Below are 24,345 nucleotides of genomic sequence, written 5' to 3' on the forward strand. Positions count from 1 at the left end.
GCCATCCGGTCGATGGCACGCGCCGCCCGGCCGACGATGCTGGGGGCATGACGACGACACAGCACACCGAGCAGCCCACCCTGTACCGCGGCCGGGTCAAGGGCCGCGACTACGAGGTGCGGGCCCACCACGGGGTGGTCGACACCCGCGCCACCGTGATCATCGACGGCATCGAGCTCGACGCCGAGGCGCTGCAGACCCAGGAGACCGTCGGCAAGGTCGTGCACACGGTGCGCCGGCCCGATGCGACGGGGACGCTGCGCAACGCCGAGCAGATCGTGGTTCGCACCGCCGGGTTCGGCGGCAAGGGCGAGGTGGACGTGCTGGGCGGAGCGGACCCCACGGACATCTCCCGCACCCCGCTCGCGCCCGAGAAGGGCAGCGCCTCCTGGGAGCGCGAGCAGCGGCGCGTGGCGCATCCGGTGCGGTTCGCCCTGGTCAGCGCGGGGGCCGCCGCCGTGAAGTTCCTGGTGCCGCTGCTGGGCATCGGCGCGCTGCTGAGCGGGATCCTGCGCCCGGCGAGGGAGGGGATCGCCCCGTTCCTGCAGCCGGTGCGCGAGCTGATCCAGGGGGTGCTCAGCCCGATCGGCAGGGCACTGGCATGGCTGCAGGAGACGCTGCTCGGGTGGGTGCCGGAGCTCTCGCTGCGCCTCCCGTTCGACGTGCCAGGGTGGGTGGTCGACGTCGGCATCCCCGTGCTGGTGGTGCTCGCGGTGTTCACGCTGACGCTCTCCCGCACGCGGTCGCGGGCACGGCAGCTGGACGGCACGCCCTGAGCTGCTGTTCACCGCCGCCCCGCACGCCGATCCTGGAAACGGGCATTTCTCGCCCCGTCAGCAGCCACCAGGGAGGGAATCATAAGCACCATCCAGGACCTGATCTCGCTCGAGGGCAAGGTCGCGATCATCACCGGGGCCTCGCAGGGGATCGGTGAGGCGACCGCCCGCCGCTACCACGAGGCCGGCGCCACCGTCGTCATCGCGGACCTCAAGGAAGCGGAGTCGGCCGTGATCGCCGACGACCTCAACGGGCAGGGTCCGGACTCGGCCCGCGCGGTCGGCATCGACGTCACCGACACCGCCGCGGCCGAGAAGCTCGTGGCCTCGGTGATCGAAGACTTCGGTGGCGTCGACGTCCTGGTCGCCAACGCGGGCGTGTTCCCCTTCGCCCCGATCGCCGACATGGACGCCGACATGCTGCGGACGGTCTTCGACATCAACGTCGTCGGCGTCCACAACTTCCTGCGCCCGGTCACGAAGCACATGGTCGAGTCGGGCCGGAAGGGCAAGATCGTCATCACCCTGTCGATCGACGCCCTGCATCCGTCGGCCCCGGGCCTGGGCGCGTACGACACCTCCAAGCACGCCCTGTACGGCTACATGCGGATGGCCGCGCTGGAGTACGCGGAGGCCAGCATCATGATCAACGGTCTGGCACCCGGTGGCATCCTCACCCCGGGCGTGACCGGCGGCGCCGACACCACCGAGCTGATCGAGAACTCGGGAGTGCCAGTGGGGCGCTGGGGCGAGTACGCCTGGGGTGCGGGCGCCCGCAGGGTCCGACCGGGGGATCGCCCCACCTCGATCCGGCGCCAGCACCGACGAGGTGCCGACGCTCGCCGGCGGGACGCCGCTGCGCCCGGGAGAGCGCTCGCGTCCCTGACCGCCCGGCACTTCCCTCCCACTCGCCCGATGCGTAGCGTGGCCGTGCACAGCACCCGAGGGTAGGAGCCGCGATGAGGATCGAGACCACGCACCGGGTGGGGCACCCGCAGCCCGAGGTGCAGGCCTGGTACGGACGTCCCGGTGCCCTGGTGCGCCTCACCCCGCCGGGGCTGGCCTCGATGGACGCCCCGGGCGAGGGCGGGATGCGCGCCGGCCGCCTCGTCGGCACCCGGGTGGGGCCGCCCGCGCTCCCGGATCTGCTCCGCCCGCACTGGATCCTCCGTCACGCCGAGCACGACCCGCAGGCCGGGCGGTTCGTGGACCAGCAGGCGCGCGGCCCGTGGCGCACCTGGCGGCACGAGCACCGGCTGGAGGCCGACGGGTCCGGCACGCTGGTGCACGACCGCATCGAGATCGAGATGCCGCGCCGCCTGGAGCGGCTGGAGCCGGCTGCGGCCTCGCGGATGCGCCGCCTGCTGGCGTTCCGCAGCCGGCAGCTGCACGACGACCTCGCCTTCCACGCCGCGTTCGCCCACCTCCCGCGCCGCACCGTCGCGATCACCGGCTCCTCCGGCCTGATCGGCACCCAGCTCGCCGCGCTGCTGGAGACGGGCGGGCACACCGTGCGGCGGATGGTGCGGGAGAACAGCGTGGGCGCGGGAGAGATCTCCTGGGACCCGCGCAGCGGCGAGCTGGACCCCGCCGACCTCGAGGGCGTGGACGTGGTGGTCAACCTCGCCGGTCGCTCGATCGGCACCCGCTGGACCCGCTCCGCGCGGCGCGAGATCCGCGACTCCCGCGTGAACGGCACCTCGCTGCTCTCCCGCACCCTCGCGGGGATGCGCGACGGCCCCACGGCGCTGGTGCAGGCCTCCGCGATCGGGCTGTACGGCCCGCGGCGCCCCGGTGAGCTGCTCACCGAGGACGATCCCGGCGGCGAGGGCTTCCTCGCGGATCTGGTGCGGGACTGGGAGGGCTCCACCCGTGCCGCGCGCGGCGCCGGGGTGCGGGTGGCGCACGTGCGCACCGGACTGGCGCTCAGCGATGGGGGCGGCTCCCTGCTGCCGCAGCTGCCGCTGTTCCTGGCCGGGATGGGCGGGCGTCTCACCGACGCGGAGGCGATGCTCTCCTGGATCTCCCTGGACGACGTGGTGCGCGTGTTCGCCCACGCCGCGCTCACCGCCGACCTCGACGGTCCGGTCAACGCCGTCGCCCCGCGGCCGGTGACCGCGCTCGAGTTCGCCCGCGCCCTCGGCGCGGTGCTGCACCGGCCCGCCCTGCTGCCGGTGCCGCCGTTCGGGCCGCGGGCCGTGCTGGGCGGCGCCGCCGCCGACGAGCTGATCCGCACCGACCAGCGCGTCTCCTCCGCCCGTCTCGAGGCGAGCGGATTCGCGCCCGCCCATGCCGAGCTCACCCCGGCGCTGCAGCACCTGCTGTGGCGGTGAGGGTCCGCGCCCGCTTCCCGGCCGCGCTCGCAGGCGCGCTCAGAGATGCTCGGTGGGCAGCTCCCGGAGCCGGCGCGCGTCGCGCTCCACGTCCTGCGCGGCGCGGCGCAGGGCGCGCTGTCGGCCCAGGGCGTTGACCACCGCCGCCAGCAGCACCAGGGCGGCGGCGCCGACGGGCAGCCACATCGCCACCTGCGAGCCGGCACGCTCGGCGACCGCGCCGGTGAGGGCCGAGGCCCCGGACTGGCCGACGATCGTCGCCGAGCCCAGCATGGTCATCACGGTGGCGGAGCGGCCCTGCGGGGAACGCTCCGCGGCGAGGCTGTAGAGCGTCACGATCGTGGGCCCGATCCCGATGCCCGCGATCGCCATCGCCCAGACGACGCCGGTGAGCCCGCCCGCGAACCCGAAGCCGATCATCGCCGCGAGCATCAGCGAGGAGAACACCAGCCACCGCGCCGCGAGCGTGAACCGCTGCGGGAACAGCCCGATCGACAGCGCCAGGATCGTGGACCCCACCCCCATCACCCCGTACACCAGACCGGCAGAGTCGCCGTGGCCGGTGTCGGCGAGGAAGGAGGTGAGCGAGGTGAGCACGGTGCCGAAGAAGAGCCCCACGCCGAGCGCGCCGGCCACCACCACCAGCACCCGCAGGCCGCGCAGCTCCCGCGCGGGAGCCTGCTGCACGGGCTCCTCGGAGGTCGGGGCGGAGGCGCGGGCGGTGGGATGCAGGGCGAAGGCGGTGACGAACACGAGGGTGAGGACGGCCGCACCGATCATCGGCGCGGCCGGCGTCATCGTCGTGGCCAGCAGCCCCACCACCACCGGGCCGAACACGAAGGCGGTCTCGTCGGCCGCGGATTCGTAGCCCATGGTCGCGTTCAGGCTGTGGGCGCGCCGCGGGGCGGGCAGGCGCGTGAGGATCAGGTGCACCAGGCGGCTGCGGGAGAACGGGCCGATCTGCGGCGAGGTCGCGCCGATCACGAACCCGACGGCGAGGACGGCGAGGTCGGGCAGCGGGCTGAACGCCACCCAGGCCAGCGTCAGCAGGGCCAGCGAGTTCAGGATCCCGGAGGCCAGGATCACGGGGCGCTGACCGATCCTGTCGGCCGCGGCGCCGAGCAGCGGGCCCACCAGCGCGGAGCCGAGCCCCAGCACGGCGGAGTTCAGGCCGCCCAGGGCGATCGACTCGCGGGCCGAGACCACCAGGGTGAGCGTGCCCACCACCATCATCGCGAAGGGGAACCGGGCGATGAAGGCGATGGGGAAGTACCCGGTCCCGGCGGCGGCGCGCAGGCTGGGGGCCGGAGCCTCGGTCGACGGGGTGCTCGGCGGCTGGTGCGCGGCGGGGCGGTGCGGGCTCGGATGCGATGAGGTCATGGATCCTCCGGACGGGTGGTGCCGCCTTGGACGATCCCCCTGGGGGACCCGAGGTAGATGCACTGCAGGGATGGGGACTTTGCGAGGGTATCGCCCATCGCGGAGGCGATGCCAGGGCTCCGCGGGTGAGGTCACAAGGCTGCGGGGCGCGAGTCGCGGGGCTCGCAGGAAGTGATCCTGTCCAGGGGATGCGTCAGCCGCTCCACACCTCGACCAGAGGGCGGTCCGTCGGCACCAGCGCGTCGCGGAGTCCTGCATCGAAGGTGGCGCGACGGGTGCCGTGCGCGGCGGCGAGCCCGGTGAGATGGAGGTCCGTCACCTGGCGGTGGCCCATGAGGACACGGGTGTCCACGGTGGTCGAGGCGAGGGAGCCGGTGTCGGGCAAGAACCCCCATCCTGGGACCTGCCGGATCGCCGACCGTGCAGCGCCGGCCGCGACGTGTCTCGAAAGCATGCAGTTCGCCGAGGTCAAGGCCACCGCTTCGGTCATCGACTGACGCCCTCGCGGAGAGGCGGGACCGCCCGCCTCGACCGCTCGTGGGCGGAAGGTTCCGCGAAAGATCGCGTCCCTGGCGCGACCTCGGCGCTGTGGAGCGGTCGGGGTCACGCCAGGGACCTGAAAGTTCGTGCAGGGTGCTGCGGGATCGGGCCCGGCGCCGGGCTGGTGCCGGCACAAGGCTGCGGCGAGGTGCCGGCGCCGGGCTGCCGCGCTGGGCTGGTGCCGGCTCCCGGCCGCGGCGCCGGGCCGGCCCGGCCTGGATCAGGCGCCGACGGGAGCCTTCTCGCGCCCGGCCCCGGTCGCCCCGGAGGCTCCGTCGGCCGCCTGTGCCTCGGCGTCGGCGGCCACCTCGGCCTCCACGCGCTCGTCGGCCTCCGCTTTCTCCTCGGCCTGGATGACCTGGAAGGAGGTGCGGCGCACCGCGTCGTAGGCGGCCTTGTCCAGGATCTTCTCGCGCTTGGCGACGATCACGGGCACCAGCGACTGGCCGGTGACGTTCAGGGCGGTGCGGCCCATGTCCAGGATCGGGTCGATCGCGAGCAGCAGGCCCACGCCCTCGAGCGGCAGGCCCAGGGTGGACAGGGTCAGGGTCAGCATCACGGTCGCGCCGGTCATGCCGGCGGTCGCGGCCGAGCCGAGCACGGAGACCAGCACGATCAGAAGGTAGTCCGTGATCGACAGCGGCACCCCGTAGAAGTTCGCGACGAAGATCGCGGCGAGCGAGGGGTAGATCGCGGCGCAGCCGTCCATCTTGGTGGTCGCGCCCAGCGGCACCGAGAAGGAGGCGTAGTGGCGCGGCACGCCCATCCGCTCGGTGACCGTCTGGGTCATCGGCATGGTGCCCAGCGAGGAGCGGGAGACGAAGCCCAGCGAGGTCGCCGGCCACACGCCGCGGAAGAACGAGGCGATCGAGAGGCCGTTGGCGCGCAGCAGCACGGGGTAGACCACCAGCAGGACGATCAGCATGCCGATGTAGACGTCGGCCACGAACACGCCGAGCTGGCCGATGGCCTCCCAGCCGTAGGAGGCGACGGCGTTGCCGAGCAGGCCGACGGTGCCGATCGGGGCCAGACGGATCACCCACCACAGCAGCTTCTGCACGATCTCCAGGGCGGAGCCGGTGACCTTGAGGAAGGGCTCGGCCTTCTTCCCGACCGACAGCACCGCGATGCCCACGGCGATGGAGATGACGAGGATCTGCAGGGCGTTGAAGCTCAGGGAGACGGAGCCGTCATCGCTCGCGCTGCCGGTGATGCCCAGGAAGTTCGAGGGGACGAGGCCGGTGAGGAAGTCGAGCCAGCCGCCCTGGGTGGAGGAGGCCTCGGCGGCGTCCGCGCTCACGCCGGAGTTCTCGCCGGGATTGGTGAGGGCGCCCAGCGCGATGCCGATGGAGACCGCGATGAGGGCGGTGATGCCGAACCAGAGCAGGGTCTTCCAGGCCAGGCGCGCGGCGTTGGTGACGTTGCGCAGGTTCGCGATCGAGGTGACGATCGCGAGGAAGATCAGCGGCGGCACCAGCGCCTTCAGCAGCGTCACGAAGATGCCGCCGATCGTGCTGAGGGTGGTGGTCAGCCAGTTGTCGCCGTCGGGGTTCGCGTCGGTGGCGGGGACCGGGCCCATCTGGGCGGCGACGAGGCCGAGGACCACGCCGAGGACCAGGCCGATCAGGACCTGCCAGCCGAAGGGGATGCGAGCGATCGCGGTCAGCGGGTTGCGCCGACGCTGCGAGGCCTCAGGGGAGGAAGTCGTGTGTGTGCTCACGGCGCTCGACCGTACGCCGGGGTTATCGCCAGATCAACAAAAACCGTAGGCGGTCACATTAGGGGAGCTTGGGGGTTGGGTGGAGGTGCAAGGTGTGCGGTGGGGGCCCTGCGGGCTCGAGTCGCACTTCGCGGGGGCGGCGAAGAATGCGCTCTGTGCGTGACCTCAGCGCCGTACAGCCGTCGAGGTCACGCACGGAGCGCAGAGTTCGCAGCCCCGCTCGGGACCGACCCTCAGTCGCGCCCCCAGGCGCGGACCGCGCGGTCCTGCCCCTCCTGCCAGGTGGCGAGGCGGGAGGAGTACTCGGCCTCCAGCTGCGCGAGCGGCCCGGTGCCGAGGAGCTGCCGCAGCGGCGGCTCCTCCGCGTCGACGAGCTCCAGGATCGCCGCGGCCGAGGCCTGCGGATCGCCGCCGCCCGAGATCGTGGCACGGAAGTCGCCGAGCGCGTCCCGGAGCGTGTCGTAGGCCGGCAGCGGGTCGGCGAAGCGCGCTCCGACCGGGCCGAAGTCGGTGGCGAAGGAGTCCGGCTCGACGAGGGTGACCTCGATGCCGAACGGTGCGACCTCCGCAGCCATGGCCGCGGTGATCCCCTCGATGCCCCACTTCGAGGCGTTGTACGCCCCGACGTAGGGGAAGGAGAGCACACCGCCTGTGGGGAGACCTGCAGGATGTGGCCGGAGCCCTGCGCACGCAGGAAGGGGAGCGCTGCTTGCGCGACCCACACGGAGCCCAGGAGGTTGGTCTCGAGGGTCTGGCGCAGGGCCTGCTCGGACAGCTCCTCGACGGCGCCGTACTGGCCGAAGCCGGCGTTGTTCACGATCACGTCGAGCCGGCCGAAGTGCGCGTGCGCGGCGGCGACGGTGTCCAGGACGGCCTAGCGGGTCGTCGGCCCTCTGCCCTCGTCGCGCGGGCGGCCGGGTCCTGGAGCGACCGTTCCTCCCCACTGCCCCGTCGTCCACCTCCGACACCGTCCCGGACGCGCCCGTCGGCACCCTCGACTAGCCTGTCCGGGTGGCCACCGCTCTGTACCGTCGTTACCGCCCGGAGTCCTTCGCCGAGGTGATCGGCCAGGACCACGTCACCACGCCCCTGCGGCGTGCGCTGCGTGCCGGGCGGGTCGGCCATGCCTATCTGTTCTCCGGCCCGCGCGGCTGCGGCAAGACGACCTCCGCGCGCATCCTCGCGCGCTGCCTGAACTGCGCCGAGGGCCCGACGGACACCCCCTGCGGGCAGTGCGACTCCTGCCGTGACCTGGCCCGCGGCGGTGCCGGCTCGCTCGACGTGGTGGAGATCGACGCGGCCAGCCACGGCGGTGTGGACGATGCCCGCGAGCTGCGCGAGCGCGCGTCCTTCGCGCCGGTCCGCGACCGGTTCAAGGTGTTCATCATCGACGAGGCGCACATGGTCACGTCGGCCGGCTTCAACGCGCTGCTGAAGCTGGTGGAGGAGCCGCCGGACCACGTGAAGTTCGTCTTCGCGACCACCGAGCCGGACAAGGTCATCGGCACCATCCGCTCCCGCACCCACCACTACCCCTTCCGCCTGATCCCGCCGCAGGTGCTCACCCCGTACCTCGAGGAGGTCTGCCAGGCCGAGGGTGTGCAGGTCGGCGACGGGGTGCTGCCGCTCGTGGTCCGTGCCGGCGGCGGCTCCGCCCGCGACACCATGAGCGTGCTGGATCAGCTGATGGCCGGCGCCGGCGAGGAAGGCCTGGACCACCAGACCGCGATCGCGCTGCTGGGCTTCACCGACACCGCGCTGCTGGACCAGGCGATCACCGCCGTGGCCGAGCGCGACGCGGCGGGCCTGTACTCCGCGGTCGAGCAGGTGCTCGCCACCGGCCACGAGCCGCGCCGCTTCGTCGAGGACCTGCTCGAGCGGATGCGCGACCTGATCGTGCTCGCCGCCGTGCCGGACAAGGGCGCGGACCTGCTGCCCCAGGTCCCGGCCGACGAGCTCGAGCGCATGCGCGCGCAGGCCGCCCAGTTCTCCCCGGCGGACCTCTCCCAGTGCGGCGACCTCGTCCACGAGACCCTCTCCACCATGAGCGGCGCGACGTCGCCGCGCCTGCACCTCGAGCTGCTCGCGGCACGGCTCGTGCTGCGCGATGAGCGCGCGGCGCTCGCGGCGGCCGACGGGCCGGCTCCCGGCGCGTCCGGCCGGGGCGGCGGCGCTCCGGCGGGTGGTGGTGCCGGAGCTGGTGGCCCTGCAGGTCGCGGAGGTGCAGGTCGCGGCGGTGCTGAGCGTGCTGGAGGCGCGCCCGGCGGGGGTGCTCCCGCCGGTGGTGGCGGCCGCGAGGAAGCCCGACGAATCGCGCAGGAGCGCGCGGAAGCCGCGCGTCAGGCGCGGGGAGGTCGGCCGACGGGTCAGCCCGGCGGCGCCCAGCAGGGCGCGGGCCAGCAGGCACAGTCCCGTCCCACCGAGCCGTCGGCACCCTCGGCTGCCGACGCTCCCGGCGCGGCGATGCAGGCTCCCACCCCGACCGACCGGTCGCAGGGCGACGCAGCCGCTCCGTCGCAGGACCGCCCCGCGGACGCCTCTCCCGTGGATGCCTCTCCCGCGCAGCAGCGTCCCGCGGACGCTGCGCCCGACTCCCGGCGTCAGGCCGCGGCGTCGTGGGGCTCGATGATCCCCGGCGGTGATCGCGATGGCCGCGGTGACCGTGGTGACCGGAGCGACCGGGGTGGCGATGGGCGTGCGCCTGCACCGTCAGACTCCCCGCGTGAGTCGCAGGACCCGCAGTCGGCTCCGCGGCAGCAGGCTCCTCGGGACCGCGCACCGCAGGGCGCCGCACCGGCAGCCGCTGCGTCGGCCCCCGGAGCGCAGGGCAGTGGTGCCCCGTCGGCCGGTTCCGTCGGCGGACTCGACGCCGACACGGTGCGCGGCCACTGGTCGGCAATCCTCGACGAGCTGCTGCAGATCCGACGCGCCAGCTGGGCGCTGATCGCACAGAACGGTCACGTCCACGGCGCTCAGGGCAATACCCTGCTGATCGGCTTCCGCACAGAGGGCCTGGTCAACGCGTTCCATCGCGGCACCGCAGCCCAGAACCTCGCCGACGCCGTGCGCCGCATCATGCACGCCGACGTCACCGTCGAGCCCGTGGTCGGGGAGGACCCCGGCCCGGGCGGCGGCAACGGTGGTCCTGGCGGCAATGGTGGCCCGGGCGGGAACGGTGGCGGCAGCAGCTCCGGCAGTCAGCCTTCCAGCGGTCGCCCGACCAATGACCGTCCCACCGGTGACCGCCCTGCCCCGCGCAACGGCGGTGCGCCGTGGGGCGACGCCGCAGCATCGATGCAGCGCGGCGGCGACTCCGCACAGCGCGGTCAGGGCACCGGTCGCGGCGCGTCGACCCCGGTGAGCGGCACCTCGGGCCCCGGCGGCGGAGACGCGCAGCAGGCGCAGTCCGCCGGTCAGCGCGCCTCCGAACGGGCGATGCAGGCTGCCGCCCGCGCGGCCGGAGGCAACCGGGGCGGCGACGGCGCAGCACCCGTCGACGACTTCCCGCCGGAGCCCGACGACCCCTACCCGCCGGACCCCGACGAGTACGGTCCGCCCGCGGATCTGTACGAGCCCGCCGGCCGTCACGAGCCCGTCGGCCGTCATGAGGAGGGAAGCCGCAACGACGAGGGCGGCCGTCTCCAGGAGGGCAGTCGGGAGTCCGGCCGCGACGGCTCCGGCGCAAGCGCGACTGCGGGGGCGACGTCGTCGCCTGAGTACTCGTCCTCCGCTCCTGCCCCGGCTCCTGCCGCGAGCCCGGCGCCGGCGAACGGCTCGGGCAGGTCCGACGGCGAGGTGCTCGAGGTCGAGGACGCCGGTCGCGACGACCTGCCGGAGGGGGAGCCGCGCACCTTCGGACAGAACGCGATCCGTCGTGCGATCGCCGAGGGGCGCGTCGTGCGCTCCCTCCCCGCCGCTCATGTGCAGGGCGCTGGGGGAGCATCCGACGACGGGGACGATCCCGGCGCAGGCCCGACGCCCGGTGGCGTCGCCTACGGCGGCGCGAGCTCCGCGGCCTCCCAGGACCTCGACGACTCCACGACCTCGCCGGACTCCGCGGACCCCGCGCCGCCCGGAGGTCTCGGTCAGCCGGTCGAGCACGACGTCGAGTCCTCGGGCATGCCCACGGGCGATGCGAGTTCTGCGGGGGAGGCGAGCGGTATCGGCTCTGCCCCCTCGCGCACCTTCTCCGAGAGTCCCTCCACGCCGGCGCCCGCGCCGACCTCTGCCGGCTCTGCCGCCGCGCGCGCCGCGGCGTCGTGGGGTGCGGCCGCGGCCGTGTCCGGCGGGTCGTCGGCCGGTGCCGGGAACGCACCGAGTGCAGGCGCGCCGTCGGCCTCCGTCGCTCCGACCGACCGCTCCGCCCCGGCCGCGCCCCGCAGCGGTGCGGCGCTCGTGCGCGAGGCGGCGCTCGCCTCCCGCACCGCAGGTCAGCGCGTACGTGGGCCCCGTCGGCCCGAGCCCGAGGACCCGTCGGCCGAGGTCGACCCCACCGGCGGCGCCACCCGTGACGACGAGGACGCCGTGGTCGCGACCCGCAACGGCCGTGAGGTCATCGAGACGATGCTCGGCGGGCGCGTGCTCGAGGTCATCGACGAGACCCAGAACCGGTGAACCCGCTCGCGGAGCCGTGGCGGCTCCCGGGAGCGGGGGACACGGGACTCCGCCTCGAGGCGCTGCCTCCGCGCGTGCTGCACGCGCTCGCCGCGACCGCTCCCGGTGACGAGGCCGCCGCGGGCGCCAACGGCGTGACCGGCAGGATCTCCGGCCCGGGCATGCGCGCCCTCGACGCGATGCGCCGCGAGCACCCGATCCTCACGCCCTGGCTCGTCGGCCCCGAAAGCCGCGGCCTGTGGGTGCGCCGGAGTCGGCAGATCCTGGAGACGTCGCAGGATGCTCCATGGATCTCGCGGCTCATCGTCGACCCCGCGCTCCGCGAGGCCGTGGGGATCGCCGGATTCCACGGAGCTCCCGATGCGGAGGGGATGGTGGAGGTCGGGTACCGGGTAGACCCGGCGCGACGCCGGCAGGGCTATGCGAGGCGGTCGCTGGAGATCCTGCTCGACGTCGCCGCGCGGGAGCCGGAGGTGCGCACCGTGCGTGCGAGCATCGCACCGGACAATGCCGCGTCCCTCGCCCTCGCCATGAGCTGCGGGTTCGTGCAGTTGGGGGAGCAGTGGGACGAAGAGGACGGGCTCGAGCTGGTCCTCGAGGTGAGTGCCTGAACCTCAGCCCTCGCGCGGCTCGAGCAGGGTGAACAGGTCCGTGCGCAGGTGCGCCGGGTTCATGTCCGGGTGGGGCTCGGTGACGTAGAACTCCCAGAACGGGTAGGTCATCTGCTCCTCGGACTCGCCGATCTCCTCGGTGAACGCGCCCCACTTCTCCGCGAGGCCGCCGTACCCGCCCACGTGCGAGATCCAGCCGACGCGGCCCGCGGGCAGCGTCGACCCGGTGACCTCGTAGCCGCTGGGCAGCTCGAGTGTCCCCTCGAGGGGGCGGTCGATGGGGAAGCCGACCTCGAGGTCGGCCGTGGCGACCGGGGCGCGGTGGTGCAGCGCGAACGCCGGACCGATGGGGTGGATGCCCTGCTCGGCAAGGGCCTCCTCGAGGTGTGCGAAGGCGCCGTCCATGAGGGAGGGCATCTCGTACATCGGGAAGTCCTTCTGCACGACCACGGCCGTGGGGACCTCGGGGGCCTGCTCGATCCGGCACTCGGTGGCGGGCTCGGCGGCACCGTAGGGGTGCGGCATCGACGTCATCGGGGCAATCCTGTTCGAAGTCGGCGAAGGGCAGTCCCATCCGGTGACGACCCTCTCCGACCGTATCGTGCGCACCCGGGCAGTGCCAGGAGGCCTCCCCGGTGTGCGTGCCGCGGTGCGGCGGGTGGGGTCGCGCCGAGACGGGACGTGAGGGCGCAGCGCGCGGGGGAGAAGTGCTGGAATGGCGCTCGCATTCCGACAAGTGTTCCCCGCGGGCGTGGAGCGGGACCCGAGTGTCCTTGGTCCGTGAGTGCGGAGCGCGGCGTGCGGGGGAGAGGTGCTGGAATGGCGCGCGCATTCCGACAAGTGCTCCCCGTGTGTGGGAGGGGAGTTCGCGTCGCCGCACGCCCCGCACGCGCCACGCTCCTCCCGATGTCGCGTGCGTCCCCACTCACCGCCAGGGCGCCCCGCCGTGTCGGCCCCGCGAACTACAGTGGGAGGCGTGTACGAAGGCATCGTCCAGGACCTCATCGACGAGCTCGGCAAGCTGCCGGGCATCGGCCCCAAGTCGGCGCAGCGGATCGCGTTCCATCTGCTGGACGCTGACGACGCGGCCGTGCGCCGGCTCGCCGAGGTGCTGGTGAATGTCAAGGACACCGTCCGCTTCTGCGAGGTGTGCGGGAACGTCTCCGCGGAGGAGAAGTGCCGCATCTGCTCCGACCCCCGCCGCACCGACGAGGTGCTGTGCGTGGTGGAGGAGTCCAAGGACATCGTCGCCATCGAGCGGATCCGCGAGTTCCGCGGCCGGTACCACGTGCTCGGCGGCGCGATCGACCCGATCGGCGGCGTCGGCCCGAACGACCTGCGCATCGCCCAGCTCATGAGTCGCCTCGGCTCCGGAGAGACCCAGGAGGTCATCCTCGCGCTGGACCCGAACATCGAGGGCGAGGCCACCGCCGCCTACCTCTCGCGCCTGCTCGCCCCGCTCGAGGTGACCGTCACGCGCCTGGCCAGCGGTCTGCCGGTGGGCGGCGACCTCGACTACGCCGACGAGATGACGCTGGGCCGCGCGTTCCTCGGCCGCCGCGCCGTCTGAGGGCCGACCCGGAGCGACCATGATCCCGGAGCGACCATGATCCCGGAGCGACGATGACCCCGGAGCGACGATGACCTCCCCCCACTCCAGCCCCCTCGCGCCGCTGACGGATCTCCCGCCCCCGCCCCTGCTGCCGCGGGAGGACGCGCACCTGGTGCCGCCCGGGGAGATCATGGTCGACTCCCGCCGCGCGATCCTCACCACCCTGTTGCGCCGGCTGTGGGCGCCGGGGCTCGTGCTTCTCGGGCTCTGGTACGTGCTGGTGGGGCTGTACGTGTTCGGGGCCTCGCCCGCGTTCTGGTCGCTGTCGTTGCTGGTCGCGGCCGCCGAGCCGCAGGCAATTCCCCAGGCCCTCGCGGTCCTGAACTTCACAGGCGACAGCCTGGCGATCGCGTTCCTGCTGGTCCCGGCTGCGGCGACCGTGCTCAGCCTGCTCGGCGCGCTCGCCGTGCCGCGCCTGGTCGCCCCGCTGCAGCCGCGCCGCTTCCTCTCCGAGCGCGAGTTCCAGCGCACCGTCGCCGCACGCACCACCGCCGCGCTCATGACGCTGCCCGTGCTCACCGTCCTCGCCCTGCCGCTCACGGTCGTGGCAGGCCTGCCGCAGCCGTGGACCGGCCTCGGCGCCGGGCCGCTGTCCTGCTGGTGCCTCGCCGTGCTCGCCCTCCAGGCGGGATGGGTGCTCGTGCGGCGCACCGTCCCCGCCTCGCGCCTGCTCGGGATCGAGGACCACGAGTCCCTGCACACCACCGCCCGCATCGGCCACGACCCGGACGCCCGACGCGCCGCTGCCGCGCAGGTCCTCGCCCAGGACCGTCGGCACCTGCCCCCGAACCCCGGCACTCCCCAGGCCTCCCGCGCCGCCACGCCGCGCGGCGCCGCCGCGGCACTGCTCCACATCCTCCGCGCGAGCCTGGCCTGGGTGGTGCCCACCGCCGCGGGGCTCGGCTGGATGGTGTTCGGGATCGCCGACCTCTGGGCGGTGATCCAGGGCCTGTCCAGCATGGACCTCACCCAGGTCACCACCCTGCTGAACTGGCGCCTCGCCGTGGTCGCCGTTCCCGTCACCGCGCTCGTGGTGCTCGGCGCGGCGCTCGCCCCCGCGCTCGCCGTGCGCCTGTCCGAGTCGCAGCGCGCACTCGTCATCGACCAGCGCACCTACGCCGACTGGACCCATCGCGCCCGCGTGAACCCGTGGGAGGCGCGGGTCGCGGGCCTGACAGGCTGGATCACCGCCGCCTGGGGGTGGGCCGGGACCGTGCTCGCCGCGCTCCTGCTCGCCGTGCTCTCCGCCTCCAACGGGATGACCTGGTCCGGGATCGTGCTGAGCGCCCTGGTGGTCGTGCCGCTGCTGGGCGTGGCCGCGTCGCGCGCCATGCGCACGGGACTGCGGGACGTGCTCTACGGACCGGCCGGTGACCACATGCGCCGAGAGACCCCGTACGCGCTGGTCGCACCGGAGATCGGCACCCGCGCCGACCGGGCCGCGGACCCGGCCGTGCGGGCCGCGCTGCGCAAGCGCCTGCAGGCCGACGGGGGCGATCATGCCCTGGAGATCTTCGACCTCGACGCGGCCGGCCCCGGGGAGCGGCTGTGGGTGGACGACGCCGAGCTCGGCGCGACCGACACCGCGATGCGCAAGGCCGACCTCGCCCGCGGCCGCCTGCCCGACTTCGGCTCCGAGGGCTCCGCCTTCACCGGCGGCGGGCTCCCGGCGTCGGACGGGGCCGACGAGGTCTCGCGACTGCACGACATCCCCGACTCCGTGACCGGCCTGCGCGAGGTCGGACGCGACTGACGAGCGCGGCGCGACTGACCACCGCGCCCCGACTGACCCGTCGGCCGACGGATCCGCCGGCGCGGCGCCGCCCCTCGCCGCCGCCCGCCCACTCGCGGGGCCGCGCGCCCGTCGGCCGCTCAGGCGATGCGCGTGCCCTTGCCGAGCCGCGAGATCGGCACGGCGAGGGTGCGCACCGCGACCGCGGTCGCGCCGATCCCGGCGAGCGCCCAGAGCGAGAGGCCCATCGGCCACACGGGGCGGTTGGGCCGATCGGCCACGATGGGCGCGCAGTCCTGGTCCCACACATAGTTGCTGGGGTGGGTGATCGTCGCGGCGCTGCGCATGCCCAGCTTGAGCAGCCGCAGCGCATCGGCGTTCTCGTCGTCGAACTGCCAGTAGTCCTCGGGGATCGGCGGCGCCGCCTCGGCCAGCAGCACCACCGGATTCCCCCACATCAGTGGCAGGGTCAGATCGATGCGCGGGACCTCGCGGGTGCGCTCGTACTGGATGCACTCGCCGGGCCCGTCCTCCGTGTACTCGCGCTCGTAGATCGTCACCTGCCGCTCCTCGGTGACGAACACGGCCGTGCCGCCCCAGGCGACCGGCAGGACCACGGTCACGCCGAACACGATCACGTAGGCGAGCACCACCGAGCCGAGCTGCCGGTTCGTCACGGCCGACAGGCCCAGCCCCACCGCGGCCACGCACAGCGTCAGAAGCGCGATCACCAGCACCAGGCGCAGGAAGTAGAACACCCCGATCCCGCCGAGCACCGCGATCGGCACCACCGACGGCAGGGCGAGCACCAGGAACGCGAGCCCGGTGAGGAACCCGGCCAGCAGCTTGCCGAGCACGATCTCGGTGGGACTGAGCAGGCTCGCCTGCAGCGTCGCCAGCGTGCCGGCGGTGCGGTCGCCGTTGATCGAACCCGCGGTCAGCGCCGGCACCACCAGCAGCATCGCGAACAGCACCAGGATCATCTGGAGGCTGAACACCACCGCGGCGACCGGCTCGACCTCGCCCCAGCCGGTCGTGGTCAGCGTCGGCGCAAGACCGAGCACGCCGATCCCGATCAGCACCACCGTCCACACCGCGAGCGCCGCGTACCAGCGCCCCGACCGCAGACGCTGGCGCAGCTCGAGCGAGGTGACCAGCCACAGCCCCTTCGGCCGCAGCGTCAGCGTCCCGCCGCCGCGGCGGCGAGGGGCGGGCGCGGCCTGGGTGGGCGGGAGCGTCTGCGTCGGCGGGAGCGTCTGGGTCGGGACGCCGGCAGCGGGCCCGGTGGTCGGCTGCGGGGCGGCCGACGGGGGCTGGTCGGTCGGGGGCTCGCCGTACGAGTACGGGGAGCTCTGCGGGCTCGGGTCCTGCGGGCGCGGGTCCTGTGCGCTCGGGTCCTGCGGGCTCGGGTCCTGCCCGGCCGACGGGGGCGTGGTCATCACTTCGCTCCTTCTCGTCGGGCGGCGTCCGAGGCGAGGTAGGCCGCCTCGAGCCTGCCGGTGGCCGGCCCGAAGCCGACCACCTGCGCCCCGGCCGCCGTGAGGTCGCCGAGCAGACGCGCGGCGGTGGCCTCGTCGGGCAGGTGCACGATCACCTCGGCATGCCCGGAGGTGGTGCGGTCCGGGGAGAGCACCTCGCCGTGGCGCACCCCGACCTTCGCCAGCGCCTCTCTGAGCGCCTGGTGGTGCAGCGACGCGATCCGCCAGGGCCGCGGCCGGGTGGCGAGCGCCCGCAGGCTCGAGGCGTCCACGACCCGTCCCGCATCCATGACCACCACGTGATCGGCCATCTCCTCGAGCTCGGAGAGGATGTGGCTGGAGACGAGCACGGTGACCCCGTCGGCCGCGAGCCCCCGCACCACGTGCATCAGCCGCCGCCGCGAGGCGGGGTCCAGGCCCGAGGCCGGCTCGTCCAGGATCAGCACCCGCGGCGAGTGGACAAGTGCCCGTGCCAGGCCCAGGCGCTGCTTCTGGCCGCGCGAGAGCACGTGCGCGGGCTGCTGCGCGAGCGAGTCGAGATCCAGCAGATGCAGCAGCTCGACGATGCGGGGACGCAGACGCTCGGTGGGCAGGAAGTACGCCCGGCCCATCACCTCGAGCACCTCGGCGACCCGCAGCGAGTCCCACGCCCCGAACTGGTCCGGCATCCAGCCCACCGCCGCACGCACCGCGGGCGAGTCCTCGGCCGGGTCGATGCCGTCCACGAGCACCCGGCCCGTGTCGGGGGCCAGCAGCGAGGCGAGCATCAGCATCAGGGTCGACTTCCCGCAGCCGTTCGGCCCGACCAGCGCCGTCACCGCCCCGCGCGGCGCGGTGAAGCTCAGGTCCGCCACCGCCTGCACGCTGCCGAAGGCGCGGCTGACGTGCTCGGCGACGATGCCGGGGTCGTCCGCGGAGGGCCGCGGTGCGGGGTGCGGCGAGGCGCCGGGGACTGTGGTCTGGGTCATGCGCACAGAGTCCCACGCCATGACCTGTTGCGGGAGCGAGTTCCCGGGCACGGTTCGGGCACGAATCGTGGGGGAGTCGTGGAGGGTGTCCGGGCTCGACCTCGGTGAGCGGACGGTCAGGCCGAGGCCGGCAGCCGTAGGCACGGCACGACCCTCGGGATGACCCGCCAGTCCGCCTGGGAGCGCTTCCGCGCGAGCGACTGACCCGCCGCCCGGCGGAGGGTCACTCCGCCATGGCGGCGTTGCCCTCCTCCTGTGCCTGCGGGATGCCCTCCTCGGCGCTGAGGCGGCCGATGAAGACCTCCTGGAAGATCGGCATCGCGGCGATGAGCCCGGCGTTCGCGCGCGCACCGGTGTCGGCCGGGGCGGCATCCTTCGCGGCCTCGACGAACACGCTGACGTCCACGCCCTTCTCGTTCCAGAAGTCGATGTACGCCTGCTGCGCGTCGACGTGGCCGGGGAAGGAGACGCCCTTCTCCGCGAGCGGCAGCTGCCCCTCCTTCGAGCCGAGCCAGGTCAGGAGCTCGGTGATGCCCTCCTGCTGCGCGTCGTCGGCTTTCGCGTTGCCGACCGCGACCACGCCGTGGACCAGCGACTTCGGACCGTCCGGTCCGGAGACCGGCGCCGCCAGCGCCCACTCGAAGGAGTCGGCGACGCCCTCGGAGATCGCGGGCAGGCTGTACGGGCCGGACTGGAACAGGCCGAGCTTGCCTTGCGTGAACAGGTCGCGGGTGAAGTCGCCGTTCTCGTTGGTGTCCGCGGCGCTCGGGGCGATCTGCGCGACGTTGACGAGGTCGGCCATGTACTGGAACGCCTCGATGCCCTCCGCGGAGGCGAACGTGTACTTGTCGTCCTCCTCCCAGCGGGCGCCGTTGGCCGCGAGCATCGGGCCGATGATCGCCTGGCGGTCCGCCTGCGAGTTGAAGCCGAACTGCGCGCGGGTGTCGGGGTCGAAGCCGTCCTCGCCCGGGTGGCGGCCCTCGCCGTCGAGCGTCAGCTGCGTCCCCGCCTCGCGCAGGGCGTCGGAGTCGGCGGTGGGGTCGAAGGCGAGGGCCGACGGGTCCACGCCCGCCTCCTCGACCAGGCCCTTGTTGTAGAACAGGGCGATCGAGTCCCAGATCTGCGGCACGCCCCAGAGCCCGCCGTCGCGCGTGTACAGGTCCACTACGGCCTGCTCCCACTGGGAGGCACCGTCGGGGATGACCTCGTTGATGTCCAGCAGCGCCTCGGAGTCCTTGAGCTGGATGTAGTTCGCGGAGTTCACCCAGTACACGTCCGCCGCGTCGCCGCTGGCGACGTCCAGGGGCAGGCGGGTCCAGTAGTCGCCCCACGGCACCACGTCGATCGACACGTTCCAGCCGGACTGCGCGGTGAACGCGGCGAACGACTCCTCGTAGGCGGCCACGGCGTTCTCGTCCCACAGCCTGAAGGTCAGCGTGCCATTGTCGCCGCCGGTGCTGCCGCCGGCATCGCTGCCTCCGCTGCTCGAGCCGCCGCTTCCCGAGCCTTCGCCGGACGGGGAGCAGGCCGCCGCGGTGCCGAGCAGGCCGGCGGCGGCGAACGAAGAGAGGAGGGTGCGACGGTTCAGCATGGTGAGGTCCTTCCGGGCGGTGGTGTCCCGTCCATTATGGTCACGGCGTCGCCGGGACGGCTGACGGAGTTCACACGAGGCCACGGCGCTCGCACAGGGCCACTTCGCTTCGGCCGCGCGGCGTCGGCACTCGGCGCGGTACCGGCCGAGGGCGCATCGCCCATCCTCAGCGCAGCGTCGCCTCGCCCATGGAGCGGGTGATCTGCTTCTGGAAGGTGACCATGAGGATGACCAGCGGCAGCATCGCGAGCGTGGTCCCGGCCATGACCAGGGTCCAGTTGTTGTTGTACTGCGACTGCAGGGCCGAGGTCGCCACCGTGATCACCCGCCACTGGGGCCCCGAGGTGATCACCATCGGCCACATGAAGCTGTTCCAGTGCGTGACCACGGTGATCAGCATGAGCGTGACGATGATCGGCCGGTTCAGCGGCACCACCAGGTTCCACAGCAGGCGCAGCGTGCCGGCGCCGTCGATCCGCATCGCGTCCATCAGCTCGGAGGGGATGCCGCGGAAGTTCTCCCGCAGCAGGAAGATCGCGTAGGGCGAGCCGAGCACGAACGGCAGCACGAGGGCCCAGAAGGTGTTGCGCAGCCCCACCTCGGAGAGCATCAGATACAGCGGCACGACGACCACCACCTGCGGCACCATCAGCGTCGCGATGTACACCCAGAACAGCAGGTCACGGCCGGGGAAGCGGAGCTGGGCGAAGGCATAGGCGGCCAGCACCGAGAACACCATCTGCCCCACCAGGATCACGGCGACCATCTGGACGGTCACGGCGACGGGGGTGACGAAGCCGTCGGGCGAGGTGAACAGCCCCACGAAGTTGTCCAGCACCGGCGGCGAGGGGACCGACAGCGGCCCCTCCTGCGCGAACTGCCTGCTGGAGGTGAACGCGGTCATCACCGAGAACAGGAACGGCCCGAGGGTGAGCACGGCCGCGACGATCAGCACCAGGTAGGTCGCGCCGTGGCCGAGGAGCCGGCGCGCGGTGAGCGAGCCGGCGCGCGGGGCGCGGCGCGCAGTCGGGCGGGAGCCGCGGCCGACGGGGCGCCCGTCGGCCGGGGTGGTGCGGCCGACGGATCTCCCGTCGGCCGGGGTCGTGCTGCCGACGGATCTCCCGTCGGGCAAGGTCGGATCCTGCGCTGTCATCGCGTCCCTCCTCTCAGCTCATGTCGTAGGTGATGCGCTTGGAGAACCAGCGCTGCTGGATCACCGTGATCACCACCAGCAGGAGGAACAGGATCACGGCGACCGCGCTCGCACGGCCCAGCCGGCTCGCGCCGAAGGCCTCGTTGTAGATGAGCGAGGCGACCACCTCGGTGCGGTGCTGCGGTCCGCCGCCCGTGAGGGCGTAGACCATGTCGAACACCTGGAAGGACGCGACCACCTGCGTGACCGCGAGGAAGAACGTCGTCGGCCGCAGCAGCGGGATCGTCATGAACCACAGCTGCTGGGCGGCGTTCGCGCCGTCGATCCGGGCGGCCTCGTAGATCGAGCCGGGGATCCGCGTCAGCCCCGCCTGGAAGAACAGCGAGATGTAGCCGACGTTCTGCCAGATCGCGACGAAGGCGACCGCGGGCAGGGCGAGCGACGGATCGGTCAGCCACTCGATCCGCACGCCGAGGATCTGGTTCAGCGCACCGACCGACGGCTGGAAGATCCACTTCCACACCACGCCGAGGGCGAGCGGTGCGCACACCCACGGGATCACCACGATCACGCGCACGATCGCCGAGCCCGGCAGCGCCCGCACCAGCTGCGTGGCGAGCACCAGGCCGATCGCGAGGGAGACGGGCACCGAGATCAGCGTGAAGATCGCCGTGACCAGCAGGGAGTTGGCGAGCGTGCCGTCACTGAACAAGGAGAGGTAGTTGTCCAGGCCCAGGAAGCGCCGCGAGCCGTAGAGGTCCCAGTGGAACAGCGAGACCACGAACGCGAGCACCACGGGCAGGATCAGGAAGCAGGTCACGCCGATCAGGCTCGGAGCGACCAGCAGCCAGCCCATCAGGGGCCTGCGGGCGTTCAACTCCTCCACCTCCTGTCTGCGCCGTGCTCCGGAATCACCGGGTCAACGTATCGCAGGGGCGAGGTGGGCCGGGTGCGAGTCCGTCGGCGTGCCCGCGGGTCCGCCGGTGTCGTCGGACCGTGCGCCGCGGGCTCCACTACGCTCTGGCCATGAGCTCTGCGACGGACGCCGTCGGCCCCGCGGCCGCGGCCACGGATCCCCACGCCAGCATCTACGACCACGGCTTCGTGCGCGTCGCGGCGGTGACGCTGCCGGTCGCGCTCGCCGACCCGGCCACCAACGCCGAGCGCCACCTCGAGGTGCTGCGCGACCTGCACGCGCAGCAGGTGGGCCTGGCCGTGTTCCCCGAGCTGTCCCTCACCGGCTACTCGCTGGACGACCTGGTCATGCAGGAGCCGCTGCTGGACGCCGCCGAGCAGGCCGTGCTCGACGTGCTCGAGGCGAGCCAGGAGCTGATGCCGATCATCGTGCTCGGCGCCCCGCTGCGCGCCGAGGACCGCTCCCGCGTGTACAACTGCGCGGTCGTGATCCACCGCGGCCAGATCCTCGGCATCACCCCCAAGCAGAACCTCCCCACCTACCGCGAGTTCTACGAGCGACGCTGGTTCGCGCCCGGCGACGACGCCTGCGACATCGCGGTACGGCTCGGCGGTGAGGAGCAGCACCTGTCCCCGCACGGGATCATCACCGTCGAGGACGTGCCGGGCCTGAAGCTCTTCGTCGAGATCTGCGAGGACATGTGGGTGCCCGTGCCGCCGTCGGCCGAGGCCGCGCTCGCGGGCGCCACCGTGCTCGTGAACCTCTCCGGCTCGCCGATCACCGTGGGCCGTGCCGAGGACCGCAAGCTCTTGGCCCGCTCCTCCTCGGCCCGCTGCCAGGCCGCGTACGTCTACGCCGCCGCCGGCGAGGGCGAGTCCACCACCGACCTCGCCTGGGACGGGCAGACCTTCGTGTACGAGTGCGGGGACCTGCTCGGCGAGTCCGAGCGCTTCCCGCGCGGGGTGCGCACCACGATCGTGGACGTGGACCTCGACCGCATCGTCGCCGAGCGCCGCCGCCAGAACACCTTCGACGACAACCGCCGCACCCACGCCGAGTCGCTGGCGAAGTTCGAGTCCTACTCCACGACGAATCTCTTCGGGCCCCACATCGATCCCGGCTTCTGGGACCGGGTCGAGAAGGAGGGTGCCGACGAGGACTGGGGGGAGGGGCTCGAGGACCTGGTGCTGCTCGGCGGCCGACGTCGGGCGGCGCAGGCCCGCCACGACGCGCGCGCCGCGGAGAAGGGCTACGAGTCCGAGCCGCTGCGCACCCCGCCCGCGACCGGTCCGCTGCGCCGCCACCACGACCGCTTCCCCTTCGTGCCCGACGACCCCGCGCGCCTCGCCCAGGACTGCTACGAGGCGTACAACATCCAGGTCGCAGGCCTGGTGCGGCGCCTCGAGGCGATCGGCGGCGGCAAGCCCGGCGGCACGAAGCCCGTCATCGGCGTCTCCGGGGGCCTGGACTCCACGCACGCCCTGATCGTGTGCGCCCGGGCGATGGACCTGCTGGGGCGCGACCGCTCCGAGATCCTCGCCTACACGATGCCCGGCTTCGCCACCACCGAGCACACCCGCTCGAATGCCGAGCTGCTCTCCGAGGCGATCGGCGCGAGCTTCGAGACGATCGACATCCGCCCCGCCTCCACGCAGATGCTCAAGGACATGGGCCACCCCTTCGGCCGCGGCGAGGAGGTCTACGACGTCACCTTCGAGAACGTCCAGGCCGGCATGCGCTACGACTACCTCTTCCGCCTCGCCAACCACCACGGCGGCATCGTGGTGGGCACCGGCGACCTCTCCGAGCTGGCGCTCGGCTGGGCGACCTTCGGCGTGGGCGACCACATGTCCCACTACGGCGTGAACGCCGGTGTCCCCAAGACCCTCATCCAGCACCTCATCCGCTGGGTCATCGCCGAGGGGATCTTCGACGAGGCGACCGGGACGGTGCTCCAGGCGGTGCTGGACACCGAGATCACCCCGGAGCTCATCCCCACCAAGGCGGGTGAGAAGGCGCAGTCCACCGAGGACTCCATCGGCCCCTACGCCCTGCACGACTTCACCCTCTACCACCTGCTGCGCCGCGGCTACGGCCCCGGCAAGATCGCCTACCTCGCCCACCAGGCCTGGGGCGATGCGTCGGCGGGGGAGTGGCCGGCCGGGTACGCCGACGAGGACAAGCGCGCCTACTCGCGCGAGGAGATCAAGCACTGGCTGACCGTGTTCACGAAGCGCTTCTTCTCCAACCAGTTCAAGCGCTCCACCCTCCCCAACGCCCCGAAGGTCCTCGCCGGCGGCGCGGTCTCCCCGCGCGGCGACTGGCGCATGCCCTCGGACGTGACGAGCCGCGCGTGGCTCGCGGAGATCGAGCGGGACGTCCCGGGGGAGTGAGGCGGGGAGAGCTGGCGTGAAGCGGGGCGCGTGGCGTGTGCTTCGTGCCGCCCCTCCCTGTGCGCGGGGAGCATTTTCTGGAGTTCGCCTCCGGTAGCGACAACTTCTCCCCGTTGACCGGGGTGCGTCGCCCAGGCGTCTGGGCGACGAGGCTCGTAGGGACTCGGTGCCGTAGCGCTCGGGGAGCACTTGCTGGAATGCGGGTCCGGCAGCGACAACTTCTCCCCGCGGGCTTGCGTGGCGCGGGTGCTGCGGCGCGGGTCAGCGGGGCAGCGGGTCAGTGCGCCGCCGCTGCCGGTCAGCGGGACGTGGCGAGGAGAGGCCGATGCACGGAAACGCGCTTCCCCCAGGCCCTCCCCGCCACCCTCCTCGGGGATATCCCCCCAGCTCACCGCATGTTCACCGATCTCCATGAGGTCTCCACCTCAGTGGTGGTGCTCCGGGCCGCGTCGAGGCGCAGGATGCACTCGCCGCTCCGCTCGCGGACGTCCGCGGGGACCCGGTGCGGGCCCCGTCGTCGGCCCGTCG

General features: G+C 73.1%; 17 protein-coding genes and 1 pseudogene. 8 read left to right on the top strand and 10 right to left on the bottom strand.

Going from position 1 to position 24,345, the window contains the following annotated elements; genetic code table 11:
• The first annotated feature begins 47 nt into the window (after positions 1 to 47).
• From HNR70_RS00075 to HNR70_RS00085, 3 genes are all read left to right on the top strand, one after another.
• Positions 48 to 776, top strand: coding sequence for a hypothetical protein (locus HNR70_RS00075; RefSeq protein WP_184323864.1), 729 nt, complete (start codon positions 48 to 50; stop codon positions 774 to 776).
• Between the two features lie 129 nt (positions 777 to 905).
• On the top strand, positions 906 to 1,727 hold the full coding sequence (locus tag HNR70_RS00080; protein WP_312857700.1) for an SDR family NAD(P)-dependent oxidoreductase: 822 nt from the start codon (positions 906 to 908) through the stop codon (positions 1,725 to 1,727).
• An 8-nt stretch (positions 1,728 to 1,735) separates the two neighbouring features.
• The gene (locus HNR70_RS00085; RefSeq protein WP_184323865.1) at positions 1,736 to 3,109 is read left to right on the top strand and encodes a TIGR01777 family oxidoreductase; all 1,374 of its coding nucleotides are present in this window, start codon (positions 1,736 to 1,738) and stop codon (positions 3,107 to 3,109) included.
• Positions 3,110 to 3,148: 39 nt separating this feature from the next.
• On the opposite strand, the gene HNR70_RS00090 is transcribed toward HNR70_RS00085, so the two are convergent.
• From HNR70_RS00090 to HNR70_RS16435, 4 genes and pseudogenes are all read right to left on the bottom strand, one after another.
• A complete protein-coding gene (locus HNR70_RS00090; protein WP_184323866.1) occupies positions 3,149 to 4,489 on the bottom strand; it encodes an MFS transporter in 1,341 nt (446 codons plus the stop codon).
• A 193-nt stretch (positions 4,490 to 4,682) separates the two neighbouring features.
• The gene (locus tag HNR70_RS00095; RefSeq protein WP_184323867.1) at positions 4,683 to 4,874 is read right to left on the bottom strand and encodes a PIN domain-containing protein; all 192 of its coding nucleotides are present in this window, start codon (positions 4,872 to 4,874) and stop codon (positions 4,683 to 4,685) included.
• Positions 4,875 to 5,249: 375 nt separating this feature from the next.
• Positions 5,250 to 6,749 carry a dicarboxylate/amino acid:cation symporter gene (locus tag HNR70_RS00100; protein ID WP_184323868.1) on the bottom strand — a complete coding sequence of 500 codons (1,500 nt, stop codon included), beginning with the start codon at positions 6,747 to 6,749 and terminating at the stop codon, positions 5,250 to 5,252.
• 233 nt (positions 6,750 to 6,982) lie between these two features.
• A pseudogene (locus HNR70_RS16435) lies at positions 6,983 to 7,617 on the bottom strand (SDR family NAD(P)-dependent oxidoreductase).
• A gap of 143 nt (positions 7,618 to 7,760) precedes the next feature.
• Between HNR70_RS16435 and HNR70_RS00115 the strand changes: the two are divergent.
• On the top strand, positions 7,761 to 11,363 hold the full coding sequence (locus tag HNR70_RS00115) for a DNA polymerase III subunit gamma and tau (RefSeq protein ID WP_184323870.1): 3,603 nt from the start codon (positions 7,761 to 7,763) through the stop codon (positions 11,361 to 11,363).
• Positions 11,360 to 11,974, top strand: coding sequence for a GNAT family N-acetyltransferase (locus HNR70_RS00120; protein WP_221421053.1), 615 nt, complete (start codon positions 11,360 to 11,362; stop codon positions 11,972 to 11,974). Before HNR70_RS00115 ends, HNR70_RS00120 begins: the two co-directional genes overlap by 4 nt.
• Positions 11,975 to 11,977: 3 nt before the next feature.
• Here the strand turns inward: HNR70_RS00120 and HNR70_RS00125 are convergent, their stop codons facing one another.
• Entirely contained in the window at positions 11,978 to 12,508 is a 531-nt protein-coding gene (locus tag HNR70_RS00125; RefSeq protein WP_184323871.1) for a GyrI-like domain-containing protein, read from the bottom strand.
• 442 nt (positions 12,509 to 12,950) lie between these two features.
• On the opposite strand from HNR70_RS00125, the gene recR reads away from it, so the two are divergent.
• Together recR and HNR70_RS00135 are read left to right on the top strand one after the other, a co-directional pair.
• Entirely contained in the window at positions 12,951 to 13,544 is a 594-nt protein-coding gene (recR, locus tag HNR70_RS00130; protein WP_184323872.1) for a recombination mediator RecR, read from the top strand.
• Positions 13,545 to 13,614: 70 nt separating this feature from the next.
• Positions 13,615 to 15,339 (top strand): hypothetical protein, encoded by a 1,725-nt coding sequence (locus HNR70_RS00135; protein ID WP_184323873.1) that lies wholly within the window; start codon positions 13,615 to 13,617, stop codon positions 15,337 to 15,339.
• 119 nt (positions 15,340 to 15,458) lie between these two features.
• On the opposite strand, the gene HNR70_RS00140 is transcribed toward HNR70_RS00135, so the two are convergent.
• From HNR70_RS00140 to HNR70_RS00160, 5 genes are all read right to left on the bottom strand, one after another.
• Positions 15,459 to 16,757, bottom strand: coding sequence for an ABC transporter permease (locus HNR70_RS00140; protein WP_184323874.1), 1,299 nt, complete (start codon positions 16,755 to 16,757; stop codon positions 15,459 to 15,461).
• Positions 16,757 to 17,764, bottom strand: a complete 1,008-nt coding sequence (locus tag HNR70_RS00145; RefSeq protein ID WP_184323875.1) for an ABC transporter ATP-binding protein — start codon at positions 17,762 to 17,764, stop codon at positions 16,757 to 16,759. Before HNR70_RS00145 ends, HNR70_RS00140 begins: the two co-directional genes overlap by 1 nt.
• A 223-nt stretch (positions 17,765 to 17,987) precedes the next feature.
• The gene (locus HNR70_RS00150) at positions 17,988 to 19,355 is read right to left on the bottom strand and encodes an extracellular solute-binding protein (protein WP_184323876.1); all 1,368 of its coding nucleotides are present in this window, start codon (positions 19,353 to 19,355) and stop codon (positions 17,988 to 17,990) included.
• A 166-nt stretch (positions 19,356 to 19,521) separates the two neighbouring features.
• Positions 19,522 to 20,508, bottom strand: coding sequence for a carbohydrate ABC transporter permease (locus tag HNR70_RS00155; protein WP_246375097.1), 987 nt, complete (start codon positions 20,506 to 20,508; stop codon positions 19,522 to 19,524).
• A gap of 13 nt (positions 20,509 to 20,521) precedes the next feature.
• On the bottom strand, positions 20,522 to 21,385 hold the full coding sequence (locus HNR70_RS00160) for a carbohydrate ABC transporter permease (protein ID WP_221421054.1): 864 nt from the start codon (positions 21,383 to 21,385) through the stop codon (positions 20,522 to 20,524).
• Between the two features lie 149 nt (positions 21,386 to 21,534).
• Between HNR70_RS00160 and HNR70_RS00165 the strand changes: the two genes are divergently transcribed.
• Positions 21,535 to 23,817: an NAD(+) synthase gene (locus HNR70_RS00165; protein WP_184323877.1), complete on the top strand. Its 2,283-nt coding sequence runs from the start codon at positions 21,535 to 21,537 to the stop codon at positions 23,815 to 23,817.
• Positions 23,818 to 24,345 lie beyond the last annotated feature (528 nt).

Origin of the sequence: Brachybacterium aquaticum (assembly GCF_014204755.1) — a bacterium.
In the GTDB taxonomy this organism is placed as follows: domain Bacteria; phylum Actinomycetota; class Actinomycetes; order Actinomycetales; family Dermabacteraceae; genus Brachybacterium; species Brachybacterium aquaticum.